This window comes from Streptomyces sp. NPDC021093 (assembly GCF_044333135.1).
Classification (GTDB): domain Bacteria; phylum Actinomycetota; class Actinomycetes; order Streptomycetales; family Streptomycetaceae; genus Streptomyces.
The window spans coordinates 129,890-150,484 of sequence record NZ_JBIRQJ010000019.1; the positions used below are offsets into that span (position 1 = coordinate 129,890).

A 20,595-nucleotide genomic window follows, 5' to 3' on the forward strand; every position below is an offset into this window, starting at 1 on the left:
TCGGTGTTTCCCCCACCTTGCGATCGTTGGCCCCCGTACTGACGGTGAGCCTAACCGGTGGGGTTCGCACCAACCTCGGAGATCACAAGTCGGGTCTCGGAGATCACACGTCGGGTCAGGCGAAGGCCCGGCCCAGCAGGTAGACGGCGGGGGCGGCCAGTGCGAGCGGCAGTGCGACGCCTGCCGTCATGTGCACGAACTTCGACGGGTAGTCGTAGCTCGCCACCCGGTGCCCCACCAGCGCGCACACCCCGGCGCCGAGACCGATCAGCGCACCGCCCGCGCCGAGGCCGGTGGCCCCGCCCGCCGCGATTCCGGCGCCCGCCGCCGCGAGCAGCGCGACACCGACCGAGGCGGGTACGGGCAGCGGCAGCGCGCGGGCGACGATCGCGGCGGCGACCGCGAGTCCGCCGACCGTCATGGCCTTGGAGTCGGCTGCCAGGTGCCCGGCGGCGACGACGGTCAGCGCGGCCGTGGTGACCCCGGCCGTCAGCGCGTACATCCGCTCGTCGGCGGGCATCCGGTTGCGCAGGTGCAGGACGACGGTGAGCAGGACCCACACGCCGAGCGTGCCCAGGATCGCGGCGGGCGCCTGCGCGGCGTCGACGGCGAGGAGCGCGACATCCGCGACCAGACCGCCGAGGAAGGCGAGCGCGATGCCCTGCCTGGCAGGCCACATCCCGTTCAGCCGGAACCAGCCGGCGGCCGTCACCGCCTGCAACAGCACCACCGGCACGACCAGTGCGAACTGCCCGAACACGGCCGCCCCTGCGAGCAGCGCCGCCAGTGCCGCGGTCAGCAGGGCGGGCTTCATGCCGGGCTCTATGATCGGCGACCGCCCTTCGGCGCGGGCCCGCTGGGCGTCGGTGATCCGGGTGTTGCCGCGGGTCGCAGGGGAGCTGTAGGCGGGGGCGGGGGGCGGGGTCGGGTTCTCGGTCTGGGGGGACGGGCCCGGGGTGCCCGCGTAGGAGGGCTCGGGGGTCTGGAGCGGGCTCTGCATGGGGACCTCGGGCGGCAGGGGGTACGAGCCGGAGGGGCTGCCGGGGGTTCCGGTGGGACCGGCGTGGCCGTTGTGGCCGTTGGGACCGGTGTGGCCGTTCTGCGGCGGGAGGTAGGCGGTGTCGGCCGCGGCCGGGGCCTGGTGCTGCGGAGCCTGGTGCTGCGGGGGCTGGCTCCGGAGCTGCTGGACCGGCTGGTACTGGGTGTCCCAGGTCTGCCCCTGCCAGGTCTGCGTCGCGTACGGGTCCTGGGCGGCGGGCGCCGGGTACGGCTCCTGCGGCTGCGGCTGCTGGTATTGCTGCGGCTCCGGGTACTGCTGGTCACCGTACGAAGGCTGCTGGGCCTGCTGACCGTACGCATCCTGCGCGTACGGATCCTGCCCGTTCCCGTACTGGCCCTGCCCGAACTGGTCCTGCCCGAACTGGTCCTGCCCGTACTGATCACGCCCGTACTGCGGCGGATACTGCTGTTCGTTGCTGCTGCTCATGGTCCCGGTCACCCTCCTGCGAACGGCGGGAGCACCTCGACCGTGCCGCCTTCGGCCAGCCGTACCGTCCCGTGGTCACGTGTCCCGACGGGGTCGCCGTCGATCAGGAACGAGCACCGCTGGAGCACCCGCACCAGCTCCCCGGGGTGCTGTGCGCGCACCGCGTCCAGCGCCTCGGCGAGCGTCTCGGCCGCGTACGGCTCCTCGCCGGTTCCGGCAGCGGCCTTGGCCGCCGCCCAAAAGCGGATGGTTCCCGCTGCCACAGCGGCGCTCCTCTCGCGCGAACTCCCACAGCCCTCAAGTCCCTCAGGGCTCCTCGGGCTCCTCAGCTGTCCATGATGGGCCATCCGGCCGCCCGCTCCGGCGAACGCTCCCCGGCCCGTTCCCGCGAACGCGCCCCCGCCCTTCCCCAAGTTCTCGGCTTCGCTCGAACAGGGGAGACCCCATCGCCCGATGCGGGCCAGGAGCTCTGCGTCCGCCGCGTTCTCCGCATGCCCATCCCCGGCTCGATCCACAGCTCGGAGCCGGGCGCGGCCGCGGCGAGCGCGCGCGGGTGGTCCAGCGGGAAGTAGGGATCAAGCTCGCCGTGCACGACGAGCAGCGGTGTCGGCGCCAGATGCGGTACGGCCTCCACCGGCGACAGCGGTACGGGGTCCCACGCCCCGGGGTGAATCCGGGTACGGAATCCGGCCCTCCCCACCAGGCGCCCGGCCGGCCGCGTCACCACCCAGTGCAACCGCCGCATCGGAGCAGTCCCCCGGTAGAACCACCGGGCCGGAGCACTGACCGCCACCACGGCGTCCACCTTGGCGTCCGTCCCGGCATCCCACTCTGCGCCGTCCCCCGCGCCCGAGCGCGCTTCCGTGCGCCCCCTCTGCAACGCCTCGTACGAAGGTCCGTACAGCGCCCCCTGCCGCAGCACCACGGACCCGCCCTCCCCCATGCCTTAAGGGCATGGGAGGTGCCCCCCTGAACCCGACGGTGGTCACGTGCCGGTGTCCCAGCGCTCTCCCCCAGGCGACCGCGGCGGCCAGGTCCAGCACCTCCCGGTCCCCGACCGTCGAGCGCCCGCCCGACCTCCCGTGCCCGCGGAACGAGAACGTGATCACGGCCCCGTACTGCGCGAACGCCCGAGCTGCCCGCCGCACGGCCGGCCGCTCGGCGGACCCGGTGAAGCCGTGCGCGAGGACGAAGAGCGGGACGGCCGAGGGGTCCGCGGAGGGGCTCGGACCGGGCTCGTACACCGCCTCGACGGCCACCGAATCGTCCGTACGGAGCGTGGTGCGCCGGACCGTAGGAGTGATCAAGGGAACAGCGGGAGCACCTCTCATGTGGGCTATTCTGCTGGGCAGAGGACTCGGGCACCGTTGCCCCCGGGTCCTTTTGTGCTTTCCGGGAGACCTAAAGGGCTCGGAAAGAACAGGGCAAGAGAGCAGGAAAACGGGCACGTCGGACCCCTGGGCGCGGGGGTCTTCGACCTACCTGGAAGTACGAAGCAGTACGAAGCAGAAGCAGTACGAAGCAGTGCCGTAAACGTCCTCGCAGGGACCGAGGAGGAACCGACGTTATGGGCGAGCGAACCGTGCACCAACCGAAAACGACGATCAGGCGAGCAGGTGGAGCGCGATGAGCTCTCTGCTGCTCCTCACCAATGCCCTCCAGCCGTCGACGGAGGTGCTTCCCGCCCTCGGCCTGCTGCTGCACAGCGTGCGGGTGGCCCCCGCCGAGGGCCCCGCACTCGTGGACACCCCCGGTGCCGACACCATCCTGATCGACGGCCGGCGCGACCTCCCGCAGGTCAGGTCTCTGTGCCAGCTGCTGCGCTCCACCGGTCCCGGCTGCCCGCTGATACTGGTCGTCACGGAGGGCGGTCTGGCCGCCGTCACCGCCGACTGGGGCATCGACGACGTACTCCTGGACACGGCGGGCCCCGCGGAGGTCGAGGCGCGGCTGCGCCTGGCGATGGGCCGCCAGCACCTGGCCGCCGACGACATCCCCACCGAGATCCGCAACGGCGACCTGACGGTGGACGAGGCGACGTACAGCGCGAAGCTCAAGGGGCGGGTCCTGGACCTGACCTTCAAGGAGTTCGAGCTGCTGAAGTACCTGGCGCAGCACCCGGGCCGGGTCTTCACCCGGGCGCAGCTCCTCCAGGAGGTGTGGGGGTACGACTACTTCGGCGGTACGCGGACGGTGGACGTGCACGTCAGGCGGTTGCGCGCGAAGCTCGGCGTCGAGAACGAGTCGCTGATCGGGACCGTCCGGAACGTCGGCTACCGCTTCGTGGTGCCGGAGAAGCCGGAGAAGCCGGAGCCGAAGCAGGACCAGGAGAAGGTCGCGGGCCGGGACGCGGAGAAGGCACGTGCGCGGGCCTCTGCCTCGGTCGCCCGGTCGGTAGGCCAGTCGGCGGAATCGCCCGTACCGGAGTGAGAAGGTCTCAACTCGGCATGATCCTTGCGACGACCGGCCTGTGACCTGGTCCATCCGCGTAGACTGCCGCGCGTGGCCAAGGTGACGCGGGACGATGTGGCACGACTGGCGGGTACGTCGACCGCGGTCGTCAGTTACGTCATCAACAACGGACCCCGGCCGGTCGCCCCGGCCACGCGCGAGCGTGTCCTCGCCGCGATCAAGGAACTCGGCTACCGGCCGGACCGGGTCGCGCAGGCGATGGCGTCCCGGCGCACCGATCTCATAGGCATGATCGTGCCGGACGCCAGGCAGCCGTTCTTCGCGGAGATGACGCACGCGGTCGAACAGGCCGCCGCCGAACGCGGAAAAATGGTGCTGGTCGGCAACTCCGACTACCGCAACGAGCGCGAGATCCACTATCTCCGCGCCTTCCTGGGCATGCGGGTCTCGGGCCTCATCCTGGTCAGCCAGGGCATGAGCGAGAGCGCGGCGGCCGAGATCGACGCGTGGGACGCGCGGGTCGTGCTCCTCCACGAGCGGCCCGAGGCGATCGACGACGTCGCGGTCGTCACGGACGACGTGGGCGGTGCGCAGCTGGCCACGCGGCACCTGCTGGAACACGGCCACGAGTACGTGGTGTGCTTCGGCGGCGTCGAGTCCACCCCTTCGGTGGGCGACCCGGTGGCCGACCACATCGAGGGCTGGCGGCGGGCGATGCGGGAGTCCGGACGGCCGACGGAGGGCCGGCTGGTCCAAGCGCCGTACGACCGGTACGCGGCGTACGAGGTGGCGCTCGGGCTCCTCTCGGGGCCGAATCGCCCCCCTGCCATCTTCTGCTCCACCGACGACCAGGCGATCGGCGTGCTGCGGGCGGCGCGGGAGCTGCGCATCGACGTGCCGGGGGAGCTTGCGGTGGCGGGCTTCGACGACGTCAAGGAAGCGGCCCTGACCGACCCGCCCCTGACGACCGTCTCCTCGGACCGGCCGGCGATGGCGCGGGCGGCGGTGGATCTGGTCCTCGACGACGGGTTGCGGGTGGTGGGGTCGCGGCGCGAGCGCGTAAAACAATTCCCCTCGGCCCTCATAGTCCGCCGCTCCTGCGGCTGCGGCTAGGCGTCCGCGGCGGGTGGGGTTCGTTGTCGTCGTGCGGGTGCGTCGTGGCTGATCGCGCAGTTCCCCGCGCCCCTAAAAGCCTGCCCCCTCCCCCCCGAGCCTCCTTGGGCAGCGGGGCCGCCCCCCGGGGGCGGGACGGGTGGGCAAGGGGGCGGCCCCCACGCGGAGCGCCCCCTCCCCCGACCGCACGCCCTCGCGACCGCACCCCCGCTCCCGCGTCCCGTGCGGGTGCGTCGTGGCTGATCGCGCAGTTCCCCGCGCCCCTAAATGCCTGCCCGCCCTTATGTCCGGCATACGGGAATCTGCCGGGCTTCTTAACCGCCCCTCAGACAGTTCTCATGCACCGGCCCCAAGCTCATGAGCATGACGACCGAGACCCCGCGCCCCAGCGGCGAGCAGCCCGAGCAGCCCCTGCAGCAGTCCTCGTACTCGTACGCCGGGTTCCCTCCGCCCCCGGCCCACGCTCCCGCCCCGCACCGGTCCCGCCGGGCCGGGCGGCCCGTCGCCCTGCTCGCCGCCGTCGCGGTCGTCGCGGCGACCTTCGGCGGCGGGGCCGCGTACCTCACCCAGCGGTACGCCGGTGACAGCGAAGGCGGCAGCAGCGTCGGCGCCGCCGGCAGCAACGTCTCCCAGTCGAGCATGGGCACCGTCGCCGGAGTCGCCCAGGCCGTCGGCCCCGCCATCGTCGAGATCAGCGCGAAGTCGAGCGCCGGTGCCTCCACCGGTTCGGGCGTGATCATCACCGCCGACGGCGAGATCGTCACGAACAACCACGTCGTGGCCGGGGCCGACACCGTCAAGGTCACCCTCTCCACCGGCAAGACGTACACCGCGAAGGTCGTCGGGACCGACCCCGACAAGGACCTCGCCCTGATCAAGGTGCAGGGGGCCGACAAGCTCCCCACCGCCAAGCTCGGCAGCAGCTCCGGCGTCAAGGTCGGCGAGCAGGTCGTGGCGATCGGCTCGCCCGAGGGCCTCTCCGGCACCGTCACCAGCGGCATCGTCTCCGCCCTCGACCGCGATGTGACCGTCTCGAAGGACGAGCCGCAGCAGCAACAGCAGGGCGGCGGCAGCGGCGGCTGGCCGTTCGAGTTCGGCGGCGAGCAGTTCAACGGCGACACGGGTCAGTCCAAGACCACGTACAAGGCCATCCAGACCGACGCCTCCCTCAACCCCGGCAACTCCGGCGGCGCCCTCATCAACATGCGGGGCGAGATCATCGGCATCAACTCCGCGATGTACGCCCCGAGTTCGGGCGGCGGCAGCGGATCGGGCAGCGTAGGCCTCGGGTTCGCCATCCCCGTCGACACCGTGAAGGCCGACCTCGACAGCCTCCGCAAGGGCGGGTCCGGGGGCCAGGACCAGCAGCAGGACCAGCAGCGACAGGACCAGCGGGGCGGCGGACTCATCGGCGGGCTCGGCGTGTAGGGCCCCAGGGCCCGTCGCTGCGTAGAGCGCCGTGCAAAGCTGGGTGCGCCCCCGCCCCGTACCGGAGAAGAGCAGGACAGAAGCGACATGACCCCCGCAGCCACACCCCCCGAGGACCGGCCCGCCACCGAGCGCATCCTCGTCGTCGACGACGAGCCCGCCGTGCGCGAGGCGCTCCAGCGCAGTCTGGCCTTCGAGGGGTACGGGACGGAGGTCGCCGTCGACGGCATCGAGGCCGTGACGAAGACGGCCACGTACGCACCCGACCTGATCATCCTCGACATCCAGATGCCCCGGATGGACGGCCTGACCGCCGCCCGCCGCTTGCGGCACGCCGGGGACACCACCCCGATCCTGATGCTGACGGCCCGCGACACGGTCGGCGACCGCGTGTCGGGGCTCGACGCCGGCGCCGACGACTACCTCGTCAAGCCCTTCGAGCTCGACGAACTCTTCGCCCGGGTGCGGGCGTTGCTCCGGCGCAGCTCGTACGCCCAGCAGGCGGGGCTGCCCGCGGCCCCCGGCGACGTGCTCACCTTCGACGACCTGCGCATGGACATGGTGACGCGCGAGGTCACCCGTGGCGAGCGCCAGGTCGAGCTGACCCGCACCGAGTTCACCCTGCTTGAGATGTTCCTGGCGCACCCCCGCCAGGTCCTCACCCGCGAGCAGATCCTCAAGTCGGTCTGGGGCTTCGACTTCGAGCCCTCCTCCAACTCCCTCGACGTGTACGTGATGTATCTGCGCCGCAAGACCGAGGCGGGCGGCGAACCCCGCCTGGTGCACACGGTGCGGGGCGTCGGCTACGTCCTGCGCGCCGACTCCGGTACGCACCCGGGCGGCACGGCGTGACCTCGCTCGCCCACCGTCTGCGCACCCTCCGCATCCGCACCCGGCTCGCCCTCCTCGTCGCAACGGCGGTGGCCGTCGCGGTGGCCCTGTCGGCGGCGGCCTGCTGGCTTCTGACGCGGGATCAGCTCCACTCGCAGCTGGACAACACCCTCCAGACGACACAGGCCGATTCCGGCTACCTGCGCGAGACGTACAACTCCTGCCGCTCCGGCGTGCCGACCACCGGGCACTCGCCGTCCGCCGACAAGACCAACGTCCAGATCGTGCTGCCGGACGGCAGCCGTTGCGTGGGTCCCGGCTCGACCCCGGTCACGGTCGAACGCTCCGACGTGGCGGTCTCCCTCAACCTCGCTTCCGAGGTCCTGCACGACGGGCTCGACGAGCACGGCAAAGAGGTCCGCGTGGTGACCAGCCGCGACCGGAACACCAACCTCACCGTGTCCATCTCCCGCCCCCTCTACGAGATCGACAACTCCCTCAACCGTCTCGCCCTCGCCCTGCTCGCCGTAGCGGGACTGGGCGTGCTCGGCGCGGGAGCGGCCGGCCTCTGGGTGGCCCGCACCGCCCTGCGCCCGGTGGACCGTCTCACCGAGACGGTCGAACACGTCGCCCGCACCGAGGACTTGACCGTCCGCATCCCGCCGTCCGGCGCCGCCGACGACGAGATCGCCCGCCTCTCCGCCTCCTTCAACGCGATGACCGCCGCCCTCGCCTCCTCCCGCGACCTCCAGTCCCAGCTCATCGCGGACGCGGGCCACGAGCTCCGCACCCCCCTGACCTCCCTCCGCACCAACATCGAACTCCTCTCCCGCAGCGAGGACACCGGCCGCCCGATCCCCCCGGCCGACCGCAAGGCCCTCCTCACCTCGGTCAAGGCCCAGATGACCGAACTGGCCGCCCTCATCACGGACTTGCAGGAACTCGCCCGCCCGGAGTCCACCCCGGGCAACACCTCCCCCCAGGTCGTCTCCTGGCACGACCTGACCCGCATCGCCCTGGACCGGGCCCGCCTGCGCGGCCCCGAGCTGAACTTCGACGTCTCGCTGGCCCCCTGGTACGTACGTGCCGAACCGGCCGCCCTCGAACGCGCCCTGGTCAACGTCCTCGACAACGCGGTGAAGTTCAGCCCGCCGGGCGGCACGATCTCCGTCCGCCTCCACCTGGGCGTCCTCACCGTCCGCGACCACGGCCCCGGCATCCCGCCCGCCGACCTCCCGCACGTCTTCGAACGCTTCTGGCGCTCCCCGTCCGCCCGCGCCCTCCCCGGCTCGGGCCTCGGCCTCTCGATCGTGGCCCGCACGGTCCGCGAGGCGGGCGGCGAGGTCTCCCTCCGCGCGCCGGAGGACGGCGGGCCGGGCACGGAGGCGGTCGTACGGCTGCCGGGGGCGCCGACGCCGCCGCCGAGCGAGGTTCCCTAGCCGAACGGTCCTGATCTCGCCGTACGACTCGCGCACGGTGCGGCCATTCGGTGGGTTCTTCACCCGTGATGCTGGTCCGGTCGAATGACAAAAGGGCATGGTTCTCGCGTGGTTGTTGGGGAGGGCGGCATCGCTCTGGACAGCATCGGCGCAGGTGTCATGACGGCACCGATCTCTTTGTGAGAAGGAGTTCCTGTGCTGTCCTCCCCCCATCGGACCGGTCAGACCCATCAGGCCCGCCTGCCCCGCCGCGCGGTGCAGGGTGCGGTGACCCTGGGCGTGACACTCGCGCTGACGGCCCCTGCGGTTGCGCAGGCGGCGTCGTTCGCGGCCCCGCCGGCAACGGGCAAGGTCACCTCCCGGATCGGCCAGTTCGTCCGGGCGACACCGTCCACGTCGGCCCGCAAGCTCGGCGAGTACCGCTCGGGCGCCCGTGTCTCGCTCAAGTGCAAGGTCCGTTCGCAGAACGTGGCGGGGAACGCGATCTGGTACAAGCTGTACGACCGCACGGGGTGGATGAGCGCCCGCTACGTCGCCAGCTCCGGCTCCGTGCCGTGGTGTCCCACGCCCGACACGGGCAGGCCCGGCCCGAAGGGCGACAAGGGCGACCCGGGCGCTGCCGGCCCCGCCGGACCGCAGGGTCCCGCAGGCCCCAAGGGCGAATCCGGGCCGAAGGGCGAGCCGGGGCCGGCAGGCCCACGCGGCCAGGTGGGGCCCCGCATCAGTCCGACGGAGTGGACCGACGCGGAGAAGGCCGAGATGAAGGGGGAGAAGGGCGACCCGGGAACACCGGGCGGTCCGAAGGGCGACCCGGGCCCTGCGGGAGCGAAGGGCGACACCGGCGCGACTGGTCCCGCTGGTCCAGCGGGGCCCGCTGGTCCCGCTGGTCCCGCTGGCGCGGACGGAGCCAAGGGGGAGAAGGGCGACCCGGGCCCGGCAGGCGCCAAGGGCGACTCCGGCCCGGCAGGTGCGGCGGGCACGGACGGTCCCAAGGGCGAGACCGGCGCGCCTGGCCCAGCAGGTGCGGACGGGGCCAAGGGAGAGACCGGCCCGGCAGGCCCGGACGGAGCCAAGGGCGCAACCGGCCCCGCGGGGGCAGACGGCGCGGACGGAGCCAAGGGCGAGAAGGGCGACCCGGGCCCGGCGGGTGCGGACGGAGCCAAGGGCGACACCGGCCCGGCAGGCGCGGCAGGCGCCAAGGGAGAGACTGGCCCGGCGGGCGCGGCGGGCGCGGCAGGCGCGGACGGCGCCAAGGGCGCAACCGGCGCGACCGGCCCAGCAGGCGCGGACGGAGCGGACGGCGCCAAGGGCGAGAAGGGCGACCCGGGTCCGGCAGGCGCCAAGGGAGACACCGGCCCGGCAGGTGCGGCGGGCACAGACGGCCCTAAGGGCGAGACCGGCCCAGCAGGCCCAGCAGGAGCCAAGGGCGACACCGGCCCGGCAGGCCCGGCAGGCGCCAAGGGAGAGACCGGCCCGGCAGGCGCGGACGGCGCCAAGGGCGCAACCGGCGCGACCGGCCCAGCAGGCGCGGACGGCGCCAAGGGCGCAACCGGCGCGACCGGCCCAGCAGGCGCGGACGGCGCCAAAGGCGCGACCGGTGCGACCGGCCCGGCAGGCGCCAAGGGTGACCCTGGGCCGAACAAGCTGCCGACGATCACCGAAGTCGCGGGAACCCCGGTGACGCTGCCTGCCGCCTCCTCGGGGCAGATCACCGCGACCGCCACGTGCCCCAGCGGTACACAGGTGGTGGGCGGCGGGTTCGCCCACGGCAACCGGACCAACGCCAGCGGGAGTCTCAACAACTGGTTCTGGCAGAGCAAGGCCGACCTGGCGACCAACTCGTGGAAGGTGTCCTGGCAGCAGATGGATTCCTCAGCCACCACCTTCCCGATCACTGCGTACGCCTACTGCGCCTCGTACAACTAGCCGAGCGTTTGAGGTAACTGGTCGTCTGTGACCGGGAGAACCAGCCACCGCCACCCCGGGTGCGGTCCCCGCCGGGGCCCGCACCCGGGGCCGTTCGTCACCGTGTCAGCGGGCCACGAACTGCGTGAGGATCGCCTGGACCTCGTAGATGTCGACGCCCTTCGTGAACGTCTTCTGCATCGGCGTCGGGTTGCCGGAGATCCAGATCTTCAACTCCGCATCGAGGTCGAAGTGCCCGGCCGTCTCCACGGCGAAGTGCGTGATGGTGCGGTACGGCACCGAGTGGTACTCGACCTTCTTACCGGTGATCCCCTGCTTGTCGACCATGATCAGCCGACGGTCCGTGAACAGCATGGTGTCGCGTATCAGCACGTACGCGGCGTGCACCTGCTCGCCGTGCCCGAGCAGCCGCGCGTACTCGTTCTGCGCCTTCGCCGGGTCTACGGTGTGCGCGTTTCCGAACAGTGCCATGTCAGGCCCCCCACTCAGTGGATCTACAGCCCCCGCATCCCGGGTGGAATGCGGGATCTTGCCACTGTACGGGGGGTGACCAGGGAGAGCCGAAGGTCAGTGCTCAGGCGGGCGCCCCCGTGCGACTCGTGCCGCACTCCGCCCAGACGCACTTCCCCGGCCCGTCGCGGTCCGTGACGCCCCACCGGTCGGCGAGCGCGTCCACCAGGTGCAGGCCGCGCCCGTCGCAGTCGTACGTGTCGCCTCCGGCGCGGGGCTGGGGCAGTCTGTCGTCCGCGTCGTACACCTCCAGCCGCACGCCGTCGGACCTGACCCTGCTGAACCGGGTCTCGATCTCCCACCCATGTGAAGTGCGGGCGTGCTGCTGTGAGTTGGTGAGCAGCTCGGAGAGTACGAGGGTCGCCGTGTCCTCCACGGCCGTACGCCCCCACCCGGCCAGCACCTTGCGCAACTCGGCACGGGCGCGGCCGACGGCGCGAGGGTCGCGGCTCCAGCGCAGCACGACGACCTCGCCACCCCCTTCCCCTGCCGCCTCCTCACTGCGGCTCATGGCTGCCTCGCCGCCCGCCAGTGATCCAGGGCCTGCGGCCTGTCGAACTCGGCTTCCAGCGACAGCAGGAAGTTGATCCGGCGGGCCAGGCCCAGACAGTCGGCTGCGCCGAGGCGACCGAGGTCGAGCGGTACGCCCGGCTCGTCGAGGCACAGGCTCAGGTGGGGGAGGGTGGTGCCCGCCTTGACCAGGGCGGCGAACAGTTCGTTGAAGGCGATGGTCGACACCTGGTTCTGCTTCTCCAGCGCGCTGTCGCGCTGATGCGCGGTGCGCGGTCTGATCGTGGGGGGCATGCGGCTTCTTCCTGCTCGTGCTGCCGAACTCCGTTGTTCCTCCTCCAGATTGGCTACTCCTCGTTACGATCGGTAGGAGTTCGGTACCGGAGTGCGATCGAGGTATAGGGCATATGCCAAAAGCACGGGAGCCAGACCCCAGTCAGAACATCGAGCAGTACATCGGCGATACGGTCCAGGAAGCCCGGCTGGCCAAGGCGAGGGCAAAGATTCCGGGCGAAGACTGGTCGCAGGCGTTCCTCGGAAAGCGGGTCTTCGTCAGTCAGTCCCGGATCTCCGAGGTGGAGACGGGAGATGTTCCACCGGACGTCGACCTGGCGAGGAAGCTCGAATCGGCGCTCGGGCTGCGGCCCGACTCATTGGTGAACCTGATCAGGATTCTGGAGCAGGACATCATCAGCGACTACGCGAAGCCATTCCTGCGCCGCCAGGCGGTGGCGGAGATGATGCACACCTCCAGCTTCCTGGTACCCGGACTGCTCCAAACATCGGACTACGCCCGGGAGTTGATGCTCACCGGCCAAGCAGCGGACCCGAGAAACGTCGACGCCCTGGTGGAGCACCGCATGACGCGTCAGGCCGTCTGGGAGCGCGAAGACCCACCATGGATGTCCTGCATCCTGGCCGAAGCCGCCTTGCACGGATCCACTGGGCCGCAGCTCGAAAGGCTTCTCAACGCCCAGGAGATGCCCAACATCAGCATCCGGGTACTCCCCAGCAGGGCCGGACACGTCCTCGGCACCATGACGATCCTCACGCTCCCCGGAGGCGTTCGAGGCGCATACCACGAAGGCTTCGACAGCGGCCGCTACAGCGAAGACGCGGACCAAGTCCTGTTTCTCCAAAAGGTCTATGATCGGCTCGCCGACCACGCGTTGACGGTCGATGCGTCCACGGCGGCAATCCACGACGCACTGAAGAGGTTGCATTGAGCGGCGAGGCCCTGAACTGGCACAAGTCCTCCTACAGCGGTGGGACGGGCAACGACTGCGTGGAGGTCGCCGACAACACCCCTGGCCACACGATGTTCCGCGACACCAAACTCGCCGACGACAGCCCGGTGATCACCGTCGACGACAGCACCTGGAACACGTTCCTGACCTTCGCCAAGCAGTAGGTGCACAAACACCCAGAAGGCCGGTGTATCGAGTGCAGCACAGTTCACCCAAATCACGCTGGCGCACCAGTAGTTACAGCAGCGGAAACGGTCAGTGCGTCGAGGTCGGTGACGGCTTCCCGGGCACCGTGCCCGTACGGGACAGCAAGCGCGCCGACAGCCCCGTCCTGAGCTTCAGCCACCACGCGTGGGCCGACTTCGTACATGTCGTGAAGCACGGCGCGTGAACGATTGAGGGCGGTGGCCCCGGGGAATCCCCGGGACCACCGCCCCAACTACGTACCCATACCGCTTACTTGACGACCGTGATCCGGTCCGCCGCCGGCGGTGCGATCGGCTTGTCGGCGGTGGAGTTCGCGGCCAGGTAGGCGTTGAAGACGTCCAGGTCGGAGGCCGCGTTCAGCTTGTTCTTGCCGAGGGCGAGGGCGGGGAAGTTGTCGCCACCGCCCGCCAGGAACTCGTTCATCGCGACGCGGTAGGTCTTCGCCGGGTCGATGGCCGTGCCGTTGAGCTTGATGGTCGCGGCGTCGACGCGGTCGGCGCCCTTCTTCGTCAGGTCGAGCGTGTAGGTGAGGCCCTTGGAGATCTGGAGGATCTTCGGGGAGGCCTCGTTCGCGCCGCTGACCTGCTGCTTCAGGGCTGCGATGAGGTCGGCGCCGGTCAGGTCGACGACGTTCATGAGGTTGGTGAAGGGCTGGACGGTGAAGGCTTCACCGTACGTCACGACCCCGTCGCCTTCGGCGCCTGACGCCTTGAAGACGAGGTCGGAGCGGATGCCGCCCGGGTTCATCAGGGCAAGCTGGGCGCCGCCCTTGTCGGCGGCGGACAGGCCCTGCTGCTGCGCGTCGGCTATCAGGTCGCCGAGCGGCTTCTCGTACGCCGTCGAGCCACGCCCGTTGATGTCGGCGGAGATGTAGCCCTGGGGGCGGTTGGCGATCGGCGCGGCGAGGACGTTCCAGCGCTCGATCAGGTCCCGCATGTCCTTGCCCAGCTTCTTCCGCTCGGGCTGGTCACGGGTGACGATGTAGTTGCGCGAGGCCGGCGACTTGGCCGTCGTACGGACGATGTCCTTGGTACGGCGGTCGTAGGTGAGCGTCGTCTCCGTGTAGACCTTGCCGAAGGAGGCGGCGGAGGTCACCAGGCGGGGGTTGCCCGCCGGGTCGGGGATGGTGCAGACGTACGACTGGTGGGTGTGGCCGGTGACCAGCGCGTCGACCTTGGGGCTGATGCCCTTGGCGATGGCGGTGATCGGACCCGAGATGCCGTCGCCGGGGCCGGGGCTGTCGCAGTTGTAGTCGTACGCGCTGGAGGCGGGGGCGCCGCCCTCGTGGATGAGCGCGACGATGGACTTCACGCCCTGCCGGTCGAGCTCCTTGGCGTACTTGTTGACGGTCTCTATCTCGTCGTGGAACTTGAGGCCCTTGACGCCGTTGGCCGTGACGACGCCCGGGGTGTTCTCCAGCGTGACGCCGATGAAGCCGATCTTGACGCCGTTCTTCTTCCAGACCGTGTACGGCTTGAGGAGCGGCTTGCCGGTCTTCTCCTTGGTGACGTTCGCGGAGAGGTACGGGAAGTCGGCGCCCTTGAACTTCTTGGGCTTGCCCTTCTTGTCCTTCTCGTAGCAGCCCTCGGTGGGGTGGCAGCCGCCGTTCTGGATGCGGAGGAGCTCGGCGGAGCCCTCGTCGAACTCGTGGTTGCCGACGGACGTCACGTCGAGCTTCATCTTGTTCAGGGCTTCGACGGTGGGCTCGTCGTGGAAGAGCCCGGAGAGCATGGGGCTGCCGCCGATCATGTCGCCCGCGGCGGCCGTGACCGAGTACTTCTTGCCCGCGCGAGCCTTGCGGAGGCTGGTCGCGAGGTGCTCGGCGCCGCCGGCGTCGACGGTGCCGACCTTGCCCGAGGAACCGGCCGGGGGCTCCAGGTTGCCGTGCAGGTCGTTGAAGGAGAGGAGCTGCACGTCGACGGTGCGGGAGGACGGCTTCGGGTGGCCGGGGCCGTTCCCGTTGCCGCCGCCGTGGCCGTTCGCGGACGCGGGCATCGCGGCGACGAGGGCGCCGACGGTGGTGAGACCTGCTGCGGCGACGAGGAACCGCCGGGCGGTGCGGTTCGGACGAGGGTTCGCTGACATCTGTCCCCTTGTGAGTTCAGCGTGAAGGTGGGGCTGCGTTCGGCAGCCTAAAGTCAACGCGCGTAGCGCAACAGGGGGTGACGGGTTACGAGGTGGTTTCCGTTGGCTGCACGTCAGTGTTTGTGCAGAAGCCACCCGTTCGATCCCGCCCCCGTACCCTCGACCCCATGACGAGCGACGCACCCCTCCCCACCCCCGGCCACCGCCTGACGGTCCTCGACGCCCTCACCGAGGAACAGGCCGCGCAGGTACTCGATCTCCTTGCCCATGCCGCCCGCTCCGACGGCGTGCAGGCCGTTTCCGAGCAGGGGCGGCTTCAGCTGCGGGGCGGCAGGCGGGAGGGCGTACGGCACTTCCTGCTCAGCGATCCCGAATCCGGTGGCCTCCTCGGGTACGCCCAGCTGGAGGACACCGATCCCGTCGAGGCGCCGGCCGCCGAGCTCGTCGTACATCCCGAGAAGCGCGGGAAGGGGCACGGGCGGGCCCTCGGTGACGCACTGCTTGAGGCTTCCGGTCGGCGGCTGCGGGTCTGGGCGCACGGCGGGAAGTCGGCGGCGCGCCACCTCGCGCAGGTGCTGGGGCTGACGATGTTCCGTGAACTGCGGCAGCTGCGGCGGCCGTTGAGCCCGCTGGACGTTCCCGAGCCGACCTACCCCGAGGGCGTCACCGTCCGGACCTTCGTGCCAGGACAGGACGACGCCGCCTGGCTGGCCGTGAACGCGGCCGCCTTCGCGCACCACCCCGAGCAGGGTTCGCTGACGCAGCGCGACCTCGACGACCGGATGGGCGAGGACTGGTTCGACCCGAAGGGGTTCTTCCTCGCCGAGAAGGGCGGGGAGAGCGGGGAGGGCCGGGAGCTCGTCGGCTTCCACTGGACCAAGGTGCACCGCGCCGAACAGCTCGGTGAGGTGTACGTCGTCGGGATCGCGCCCGGCGCGCAGGGCGGCGGCCTCGGCAAGGCGCTCACCGCGACCGGGCTCCGGCACCTCGCCGCCGAGGGCCTGCCGACCGCCTCGCTGTACGTCGACGCCGACAACATCGCGGCCGTCACCGTCTACGAGCGCCTCGGCTTCACCACGTACGAAACGGACTTGATGTACCGAACCGAGTCGTAACACCCTCGGATTCACCCGAAGGGCCGGTGTCGATTGACACCGGCCCTTCTTTGGATCACCCTTTCACTACTTGATTAGTGAAAGGGGGGTGAGCGTGATGGTCGATTACCGCATCGACCGGCGCAGTGGCGTCGCCACCTACCTCCAGATCGTGCAGCAGACCAAGCACGCCCTGCGGCTCGGACTGCTGGAGCCCGGCGACCAACTCCCCACCGCCCGCGCGGTGGTGGAGGCCACGGCCATCAACCCGAACACCGTGCTCAAGGCCTACCGCGAGCTGGAACGGGAGGGCCTGGTGGAGGCCAGGCGCGGGATGGGGACCTTCGTGACCCGGTCCCTGGGGGCCGTGCAGCCCGCCGAATCGGGGCCACTGCGCGACGAGCTGAAGGAGTGGGGGAAGCGCGCCCGTACCTCCGGGATGGACCGGGAGGACGTGTCCGCGCTCATCACTTCCGTACTGGACGAGATCTACCGCACCGCAAGCGAAGGGGAGCAGGCATGACGACGACTGCCGCGATCGAGGCCGTCGGCCTCGGCAAGAGGTACGGACGACTGGGGAAGCGGGCGGTGCAGGACTGCTCGTTCCGGCTGCCGCAGGGCCGGATCTGTGCGCTCGTCGGGCCCAACGGGGCAGGAAAGTCAACGCTGTTGGGGCAGCTCGCCGGTCTTGTCCGGCCCAGCGAGGGCGAGGTGCGGGTGATGGGGAAGGTCCCGGGCGAGGCCCGTGAGCACATCGCCTTCCTCGCACAGGAGAAGCCGCTGTACCCGCAGTTCACCATCGGGGAGACCCTGCGCATGGGGCGCGAGCTGAACCCGGGGCGGTGGAACGACGCGCGTGCGGAACGGATCGTCGCGGACGGCAATCTCGACCTCTCCGCCAAGGTCCGCGAGCTCTCCGGCGGCCAGCGCACCCGCGTCGCCCTCGCCCTCTGCCTCGGCAAGCAGCCCGACCTGCTGCTCCTCGACGAGCCGATGGCCGACCTGGACCCGCTCGCCCGCCACCAGCTGATGGGCAACCTGCTCGCCGAGGCCGGCGAGAGCGGCACCACCGTCGTCATCTCGTCCCACATCCTGGCCGAACTCGAAGGCGCCTGCGACTACTTGTTCCTCATGGAGCACGGCCGGGTGCGCCTCGGCGGCGAGACCGAAGAGCTGCTGTCCGCGCATGCGCTGCTGTCGGGCCCCGTGGCCGAGCTCGACGCCGACCTGACCGTCGTCGAGTCCAAGGTGACCGGCCGTCACATGACCGCGCTGGTACGGCGCGAGGGGCCCATCAGGGGTGACTGGGAGGTCATCGAGCCGACGCTCGAAGAGCTGCTGCTCGCCCACATGCGGTCGCCCGAGGTGCCCCCGCTGCTCACGCCGAGCGCCGAGCCGCGCGACCTCACCTCCGCGAAGGCCGTCCGCACCACGGGAGCCGCCGCGTGAGCGCCCTGACGATCCTCCCTCCGCTGCGCGGCCCGCACTGGGTCGCCGCACGCCAACACCGCACCACGGCAAAGGTGTTCACGATCGTGGTGCTGGTGTCCGCACTGCTCGTGACCGGCCTGCTGATCGCCCTGGGCACCGACCCGAAGGGCTCCGTCTCCCAGGGCGCCGACACCGGCCTGTCCATGCTGCTCCACCGTGCCATCACACCACTGGCGCTGCTGCCCGCCCTGGTCGGCGCGTTCGTCGCGGGCCCGCTGGTGGCCCGTGAGCTGGAGACGGGGACGTACTCCTGGCTGTGGACCCAGTCCGTCTCCCCGGCCCGCTGGCTGGCCGCCAGGCTGACTCTCGCCACCGCGGTGACGCTGACCGGGACGACCGTCCTGGTGATGGCGTTCCGTACGGCCAGGAACAGCCTGGAAAAGGGCGCCATGATCTTCAGCTGGCACGACAGCGCCTACGAGATGCTCGGCCCGGTCGCGGTCGCCCAGTGCGCACTGGGCATCGGCGTCGGCACGCTCGTGGGGCTGCTGGTGCGCCGGACGGTGCCCGCGATGATGGTGACCGTTCTGATCGTCTTCGTCGTCCAGTCGGCCTTCGTGCTCTGGCTGCGGGAGCTGCTGTGGCCGGTGCAGTCCCTCGTGTCGAAGACGCCGATCGATGTGGTGAACACCGTCGGCGTGTGGGACTTCGCGGAGGGGATGCTCACCTCGGACGGGACCCGCATCCTCAGCGAGACGTGCTGGGGTCCCGAGGGCGTCGGCATGACGTTCGAGCAGTGCATGGCGGGCAAGGGCGGGGTGACGTACTTCGCGGACGTCCACCCGCCGTCCCACTTCTGGCCGATCCAGCTCGTCGAGACGGGCATCCTGCTGGTGCTCGCCGGCCTCGCGGTCGCGGTCGCCTTCCGGGTGCTGGGCAAGCGGCACGCGGGCAGTGCGTCATGAGCGCGCCGGCTGCCGCACGGCAGTGGACCGCGTCAGGTGCCGTACCGGGCGGCGCACCGCGCCGGTTCGTCCCGTACCGGCACGTGCTGCACCAGCACCGGGCGGCGCTGCGGGTCGCCGTGATCCTGACCGTCCTCGTCACAGTGCTGGCGGTCGGCGCGCTGGTGTGGTCGGGGCCGCAACAGGCGGACCACAGCTGGGCGTTCACCGCCGCCGAAGCGATGCGCATCGCACTTCCGCCGCTCGGCGGGGTGCTGGTGGCGGGGCCGATGGTCGCGGACGAGCTGGTGTCGGGCACGTACAAGATGGCCTGGACGCAGTCGGTGACCCCGGCCCGCTGGCTGACGGCGAAGCTGGTCGTGGCGGCTGGAGTACTGCTCGGGCTGACGGTCCCGCTGTCCGTACTGCTGTGGTGGGTGGGGGCGGAGGGGACGAGGGCCGGTGAACCGGTCTTCGCGACGGCGCCGTACGCCTACGCCCTGCTGGCCGTCGCCGTCGGTGCGCTGGCCGGGCTGCTGGTGCGGCACACGAGCGGCGCGATGACGGTGACGGCACTCGCCCTCGCCTTCACCCTGGTGCTGATGCGGTCCCAGCCGACGAGCACGTTGAGGGATCAACTCACCCTGACCGTGCCCCTGTTGGTGTGCTCGGTCATGGCGGTGGCTGTCGCCTTTCTGCTCCTTCGGCGCATCTCCCGGGGGGATGCTCCATGAGCGGATCGACGAGAACGGTGCTCCTGCCCGCTCCCGTCCAGGTGGTACTGCGGCAGAACCGGCGGGCGGTGTGGACCGCCGGAGCACTGGTCGCGCTGGCGGCCCTGGTGACGGTCGGCGCGCGCGGGTGGCGGGGGAACACGCCGCCTGCCCCGTCCGGGCCCGACTCGGCCTCCTTCGAGCGGGCCAACGCCTTCCTCATGGAGCTCGCCGACCACGGCAGCATCGTCCTCCTGCTCGTCCCGTTCGCCGTCGGCATGTTCGTCGCGGGGCCGCTCGTGGCCCGCGAGCTGGAGACGGGAACGTACAAGACCGCCTGGACGCAGTCCGTCTCCCCGGCCCGCTGGCTGACGGCGAGGCTCGCGCCGCCGCTGGTGGGGGCGGTGGCGGCGACCGTGGTGCTCGGAGTCCTCTACCGGGTGCTGCGGGAGCCGTTCGCCGGGGGCGGCCACGACCGCTTCCCCTGGTACGACCCGACCGTGTTCGTGCCGCTGGGCCCGGCCCTCGTCGGGTACGCGGTCCTGAGCATCGCACTCGGCGCGCTGGCCGGTCTGCTGGTGCGGCGCACGGCGCTCGCCATGGGGGCGGCGGGCCTCGCCACGGGTGCGGTGATGCTGGCCGTCAGCAGCGTGCGCGGGTACCTGTGGCCGGCCGTGACCCGCCTCGGACCGGCCGACATCGGGGTGGACCTGAGCGTCGACGCGCACGCCATGGAGATCGGCGCGGGCTGGCAGACGGCGTCCGGCGAGCGGCTCGATGCGGAGACGTGCTTCCGGGCCATCGAGAAGTCCCCTCAGCAGACGACCTTCCAGGACTGCATGACGGGGCGCGGGGCGACGCAGCGGTACGTGGACTTCCATCCCGAGTCGCACTTCTGGGTGCTTCAGGTGGTGGAGACGGGGATCCTGGTGGTGCTGGCGGCGGGGGCGGTGTGGGTGTCGTTCCGGGTGCTGCGGAGGATGCACGGGTAGGCGGCAGCCGGGGCGCGGGGCGCGGGGCGCGGCGCTTGGCGCGGGGCGCGGCGCTTGGCGCGGGGCGCTTGGCGCGGGGCGCGGGGCAGGGCGCTTGGCGCGGGGCGGGACGCTTGGCGCGGGGCAGGACGCTTGGCGCGGGGCGCTTGGCGCGGGGCAGGACGCTTGGCGCGGGGCGGGACGCTTGGCGCGGGACGCTTGGCGCGGGACGCTTGGCGCGGGACGCT

Annotated in this window: 21 protein-coding genes and 1 pseudogene; 15 read left to right on the top strand and 7 right to left on the bottom strand. The window is 71.2% G+C overall.

Features of this window, described 5'->3' with window-relative positions:
- Positions 1 to 115: 115 nt before the first annotated feature.
- The 3 genes and pseudogenes from ACH4SP_RS41175 to ACH4SP_RS41185 all read right to left on the bottom strand — a co-directional run.
- Positions 116 to 1,486 carry a hypothetical protein gene (locus ACH4SP_RS41175; RefSeq protein WP_398423398.1) on the bottom strand — a complete coding sequence of 457 codons (1,371 nt, stop codon included), beginning with the start codon at positions 1,484 to 1,486 and terminating at the stop codon, positions 116 to 118.
- Between the two features lie 8 nt (positions 1,487 to 1,494).
- On the bottom strand, positions 1,495 to 1,749 hold the full coding sequence (locus ACH4SP_RS41180) for a MoaD/ThiS family protein (RefSeq protein WP_398423500.1): 255 nt from the start codon (positions 1,747 to 1,749) through the stop codon (positions 1,495 to 1,497).
- 180 nt (positions 1,750 to 1,929) lie between these two features.
- Positions 1,930 to 2,817 (bottom strand): annotated as a pseudogene (locus ACH4SP_RS41185) (alpha/beta hydrolase); the annotation flags it as partial.
- A gap of 295 nt (positions 2,818 to 3,112) precedes the next feature.
- Here ACH4SP_RS41185 and ACH4SP_RS41190 point away from each other — a divergent pair.
- The 6 genes from ACH4SP_RS41190 to ACH4SP_RS41215 all read left to right on the top strand — a co-directional run bounded on the left by ACH4SP_RS41190 (position 3,113) and on the right by ACH4SP_RS41215 (position 10,635).
- Positions 3,113 to 3,916, top strand: coding sequence for a winged-helix domain-containing protein (locus ACH4SP_RS41190; RefSeq protein ID WP_398423400.1), 804 nt, complete (start codon positions 3,113 to 3,115; stop codon positions 3,914 to 3,916).
- Between the two features lie 72 nt (positions 3,917 to 3,988).
- Positions 3,989 to 5,011 (top strand): LacI family DNA-binding transcriptional regulator, encoded by a 1,023-nt coding sequence (locus tag ACH4SP_RS41195; RefSeq protein WP_398423402.1) that lies wholly within the window; start codon positions 3,989 to 3,991, stop codon positions 5,009 to 5,011.
- Positions 5,012 to 5,368: 357 nt separating this feature from the next.
- Complete coding sequence (locus tag ACH4SP_RS41200) at positions 5,369 to 6,439, top strand: S1C family serine protease (protein WP_398423404.1); 1,071 nt, start codon at positions 5,369 to 5,371, stop codon at positions 6,437 to 6,439.
- Between the two features lie 87 nt (positions 6,440 to 6,526).
- The gene (locus ACH4SP_RS41205) at positions 6,527 to 7,291 is read left to right on the top strand and encodes a response regulator transcription factor (RefSeq protein WP_398423406.1); all 765 of its coding nucleotides are present in this window, start codon (positions 6,527 to 6,529) and stop codon (positions 7,289 to 7,291) included.
- Positions 7,288 to 8,709 (top strand): ATP-binding protein, encoded by a 1,422-nt coding sequence (locus ACH4SP_RS41210; RefSeq protein WP_398423408.1) that lies wholly within the window; start codon positions 7,288 to 7,290, stop codon positions 8,707 to 8,709. Before ACH4SP_RS41205 ends, ACH4SP_RS41210 begins: the two co-directional genes overlap by 4 nt.
- A 195-nt stretch (positions 8,710 to 8,904) precedes the next feature.
- On the top strand, positions 8,905 to 10,635 hold the full coding sequence (locus ACH4SP_RS41215) for an SH3 domain-containing protein (RefSeq protein ID WP_398423409.1): 1,731 nt from the start codon (positions 8,905 to 8,907) through the stop codon (positions 10,633 to 10,635).
- Between the two features lie 105 nt (positions 10,636 to 10,740).
- Here ACH4SP_RS41215 and ACH4SP_RS41220 read toward each other — a convergent pair whose 3' ends face one another.
- The 3 genes from ACH4SP_RS41220 to ACH4SP_RS41230 all read right to left on the bottom strand — a co-directional run bounded on the left by ACH4SP_RS41220 (position 10,741) and on the right by ACH4SP_RS41230 (position 11,949).
- On the bottom strand, positions 10,741 to 11,106 hold the full coding sequence (locus ACH4SP_RS41220; RefSeq protein ID WP_398423411.1) for a PH domain-containing protein: 366 nt from the start codon (positions 11,104 to 11,106) through the stop codon (positions 10,741 to 10,743).
- Between the two features lie 103 nt (positions 11,107 to 11,209).
- A complete protein-coding gene (locus ACH4SP_RS41225; protein WP_398423413.1) occupies positions 11,210 to 11,656 on the bottom strand; it encodes an ATP-binding protein in 447 nt (148 codons plus the stop codon).
- Positions 11,653 to 11,949 carry a hypothetical protein gene (locus tag ACH4SP_RS41230; protein ID WP_398423415.1) on the bottom strand — a complete coding sequence of 99 codons (297 nt, stop codon included), beginning with the start codon at positions 11,947 to 11,949 and terminating at the stop codon, positions 11,653 to 11,655. The genes ACH4SP_RS41225 and ACH4SP_RS41230 overlap by 4 nt, the downstream gene beginning before the upstream one ends.
- A 113-nt stretch (positions 11,950 to 12,062) precedes the next feature.
- Between ACH4SP_RS41230 and ACH4SP_RS41235 the strand changes: the two genes are divergently transcribed.
- The 3 genes from ACH4SP_RS41235 to ACH4SP_RS41245 are packed head-to-tail and all read left to right on the top strand — an operon-like array spanning position 12,063 to position 13,293.
- Positions 12,063 to 12,881, top strand: a complete 819-nt coding sequence (locus ACH4SP_RS41235; RefSeq protein ID WP_398423417.1) for a Scr1 family TA system antitoxin-like transcriptional regulator — start codon at positions 12,063 to 12,065, stop codon at positions 12,879 to 12,881.
- Positions 12,878 to 13,066, top strand: coding sequence for a DUF397 domain-containing protein (locus ACH4SP_RS41240; RefSeq protein ID WP_398423419.1), 189 nt, complete (start codon positions 12,878 to 12,880; stop codon positions 13,064 to 13,066). The genes ACH4SP_RS41235 and ACH4SP_RS41240 overlap by 4 nt, the downstream gene beginning before the upstream one ends.
- Before the next feature lie 32 nt (positions 13,067 to 13,098).
- A complete protein-coding gene (locus ACH4SP_RS41245) occupies positions 13,099 to 13,293 on the top strand; it encodes a DUF397 domain-containing protein (RefSeq protein WP_398423421.1) in 195 nt (64 codons plus the stop codon).
- A 65-nt stretch (positions 13,294 to 13,358) separates the two neighbouring features.
- Here the strand turns inward: ACH4SP_RS41245 and ACH4SP_RS41250 are convergent, their stop codons facing one another.
- The gene (locus ACH4SP_RS41250) at positions 13,359 to 15,194 is read right to left on the bottom strand and encodes a bifunctional metallophosphatase/5'-nucleotidase (RefSeq protein ID WP_398423423.1); all 1,836 of its coding nucleotides are present in this window, start codon (positions 15,192 to 15,194) and stop codon (positions 13,359 to 13,361) included.
- A 167-nt stretch (positions 15,195 to 15,361) separates the two neighbouring features.
- Here ACH4SP_RS41250 and mshD point away from each other — a divergent pair, with 167 nt between their 5' ends.
- From mshD to ACH4SP_RS41280, 6 genes are all read left to right on the top strand, one after another.
- Positions 15,362 to 16,309, top strand: a complete 948-nt coding sequence (mshD, locus tag ACH4SP_RS41255; RefSeq protein WP_398423425.1) for a mycothiol synthase — start codon at positions 15,362 to 15,364, stop codon at positions 16,307 to 16,309.
- A gap of 97 nt (positions 16,310 to 16,406) precedes the next feature.
- Complete coding sequence (locus tag ACH4SP_RS41260; protein ID WP_398423503.1) at positions 16,407 to 16,811, top strand: GntR family transcriptional regulator; 405 nt, start codon at positions 16,407 to 16,409, stop codon at positions 16,809 to 16,811.
- Positions 16,808 to 17,737, top strand: coding sequence for an ABC transporter ATP-binding protein (locus ACH4SP_RS41265; RefSeq protein ID WP_398423427.1), 930 nt, complete (start codon positions 16,808 to 16,810; stop codon positions 17,735 to 17,737). The genes ACH4SP_RS41260 and ACH4SP_RS41265 overlap by 4 nt, the downstream gene beginning before the upstream one ends.
- Positions 17,734 to 18,684 carry an ABC transporter permease gene (locus ACH4SP_RS41270; RefSeq protein WP_398423429.1) on the top strand — a complete coding sequence of 317 codons (951 nt, stop codon included), beginning with the start codon at positions 17,734 to 17,736 and terminating at the stop codon, positions 18,682 to 18,684. Before ACH4SP_RS41265 ends, ACH4SP_RS41270 begins: the two co-directional genes overlap by 4 nt.
- The gene (locus ACH4SP_RS41275) at positions 18,681 to 19,397 is read left to right on the top strand and encodes a hypothetical protein (RefSeq protein WP_398423431.1); all 717 of its coding nucleotides are present in this window, start codon (positions 18,681 to 18,683) and stop codon (positions 19,395 to 19,397) included. Before ACH4SP_RS41270 ends, ACH4SP_RS41275 begins: the two co-directional genes overlap by 4 nt.
- Positions 19,394 to 20,368 carry an ABC transporter permease gene (locus tag ACH4SP_RS41280; RefSeq protein WP_398423433.1) on the top strand — a complete coding sequence of 325 codons (975 nt, stop codon included), beginning with the start codon at positions 19,394 to 19,396 and terminating at the stop codon, positions 20,366 to 20,368. The genes ACH4SP_RS41275 and ACH4SP_RS41280 overlap by 4 nt, the downstream gene beginning before the upstream one ends.
- Positions 20,369 to 20,595 lie beyond the last annotated feature (227 nt).

Bases quoted from the DNA above. Each gene is read 5' to 3' on its own strand.
- ACH4SP_RS41225 (WP_398423413.1), bottom strand. From the start codon at position 11,656: ATGAGCCGCAGTGAGGAGGCGGCAGGGGAAGGGGGTGGCGAGGTCGTC.
- ACH4SP_RS41250 (WP_398423423.1), bottom strand. From the start codon at position 15,194: ATGTCAGCGAACCCTCGTCCGAACCGCACCGCCCGGCGGTTCCTCGTC.
- ACH4SP_RS41235 (WP_398423417.1), top strand. From the start codon at position 12,063: ATGCCAAAAGCACGGGAGCCAGACCCCAGTCAGAACATCGAGCAGTAC.
- ACH4SP_RS41190 (WP_398423400.1), top strand. From the start codon at position 3,113: ATGAGCTCTCTGCTGCTCCTCACCAATGCCCTCCAGCCGTCGACGGAG.
- ACH4SP_RS41200 (WP_398423404.1), top strand. From the start codon at position 5,369: ATGAGCATGACGACCGAGACCCCGCGCCCCAGCGGCGAGCAGCCCGAG.
- ACH4SP_RS41230 (WP_398423415.1), bottom strand. From the start codon at position 11,949: ATGCCCCCCACGATCAGACCGCGCACCGCGCATCAGCGCGACAGCGCG.
- ACH4SP_RS41280 (WP_398423433.1), top strand. From the start codon at position 19,394: ATGAGCGGATCGACGAGAACGGTGCTCCTGCCCGCTCCCGTCCAGGTG.
- mshD (WP_398423425.1), top strand. From the start codon at position 15,362: ATGACGAGCGACGCACCCCTCCCCACCCCCGGCCACCGCCTGACGGTC.
- ACH4SP_RS41205 (WP_398423406.1), top strand. From the start codon at position 6,527: ATGACCCCCGCAGCCACACCCCCCGAGGACCGGCCCGCCACCGAGCGC.
- ACH4SP_RS41175 (WP_398423398.1), bottom strand. From the start codon at position 1,486: ATGAGCAGCAGCAACGAACAGCAGTATCCGCCGCAGTACGGGCGTGAT.
- ACH4SP_RS41265 (WP_398423427.1), top strand. From the start codon at position 16,808: ATGACGACGACTGCCGCGATCGAGGCCGTCGGCCTCGGCAAGAGGTAC.
- ACH4SP_RS41220 (WP_398423411.1), bottom strand. From the start codon at position 11,106: ATGGCACTGTTCGGAAACGCGCACACCGTAGACCCGGCGAAGGCGCAG.
- ACH4SP_RS41260 (WP_398423503.1), top strand. From the start codon at position 16,407: ATGGTCGATTACCGCATCGACCGGCGCAGTGGCGTCGCCACCTACCTC.
- ACH4SP_RS41275 (WP_398423431.1), top strand. From the start codon at position 18,681: ATGAGCGCGCCGGCTGCCGCACGGCAGTGGACCGCGTCAGGTGCCGTA.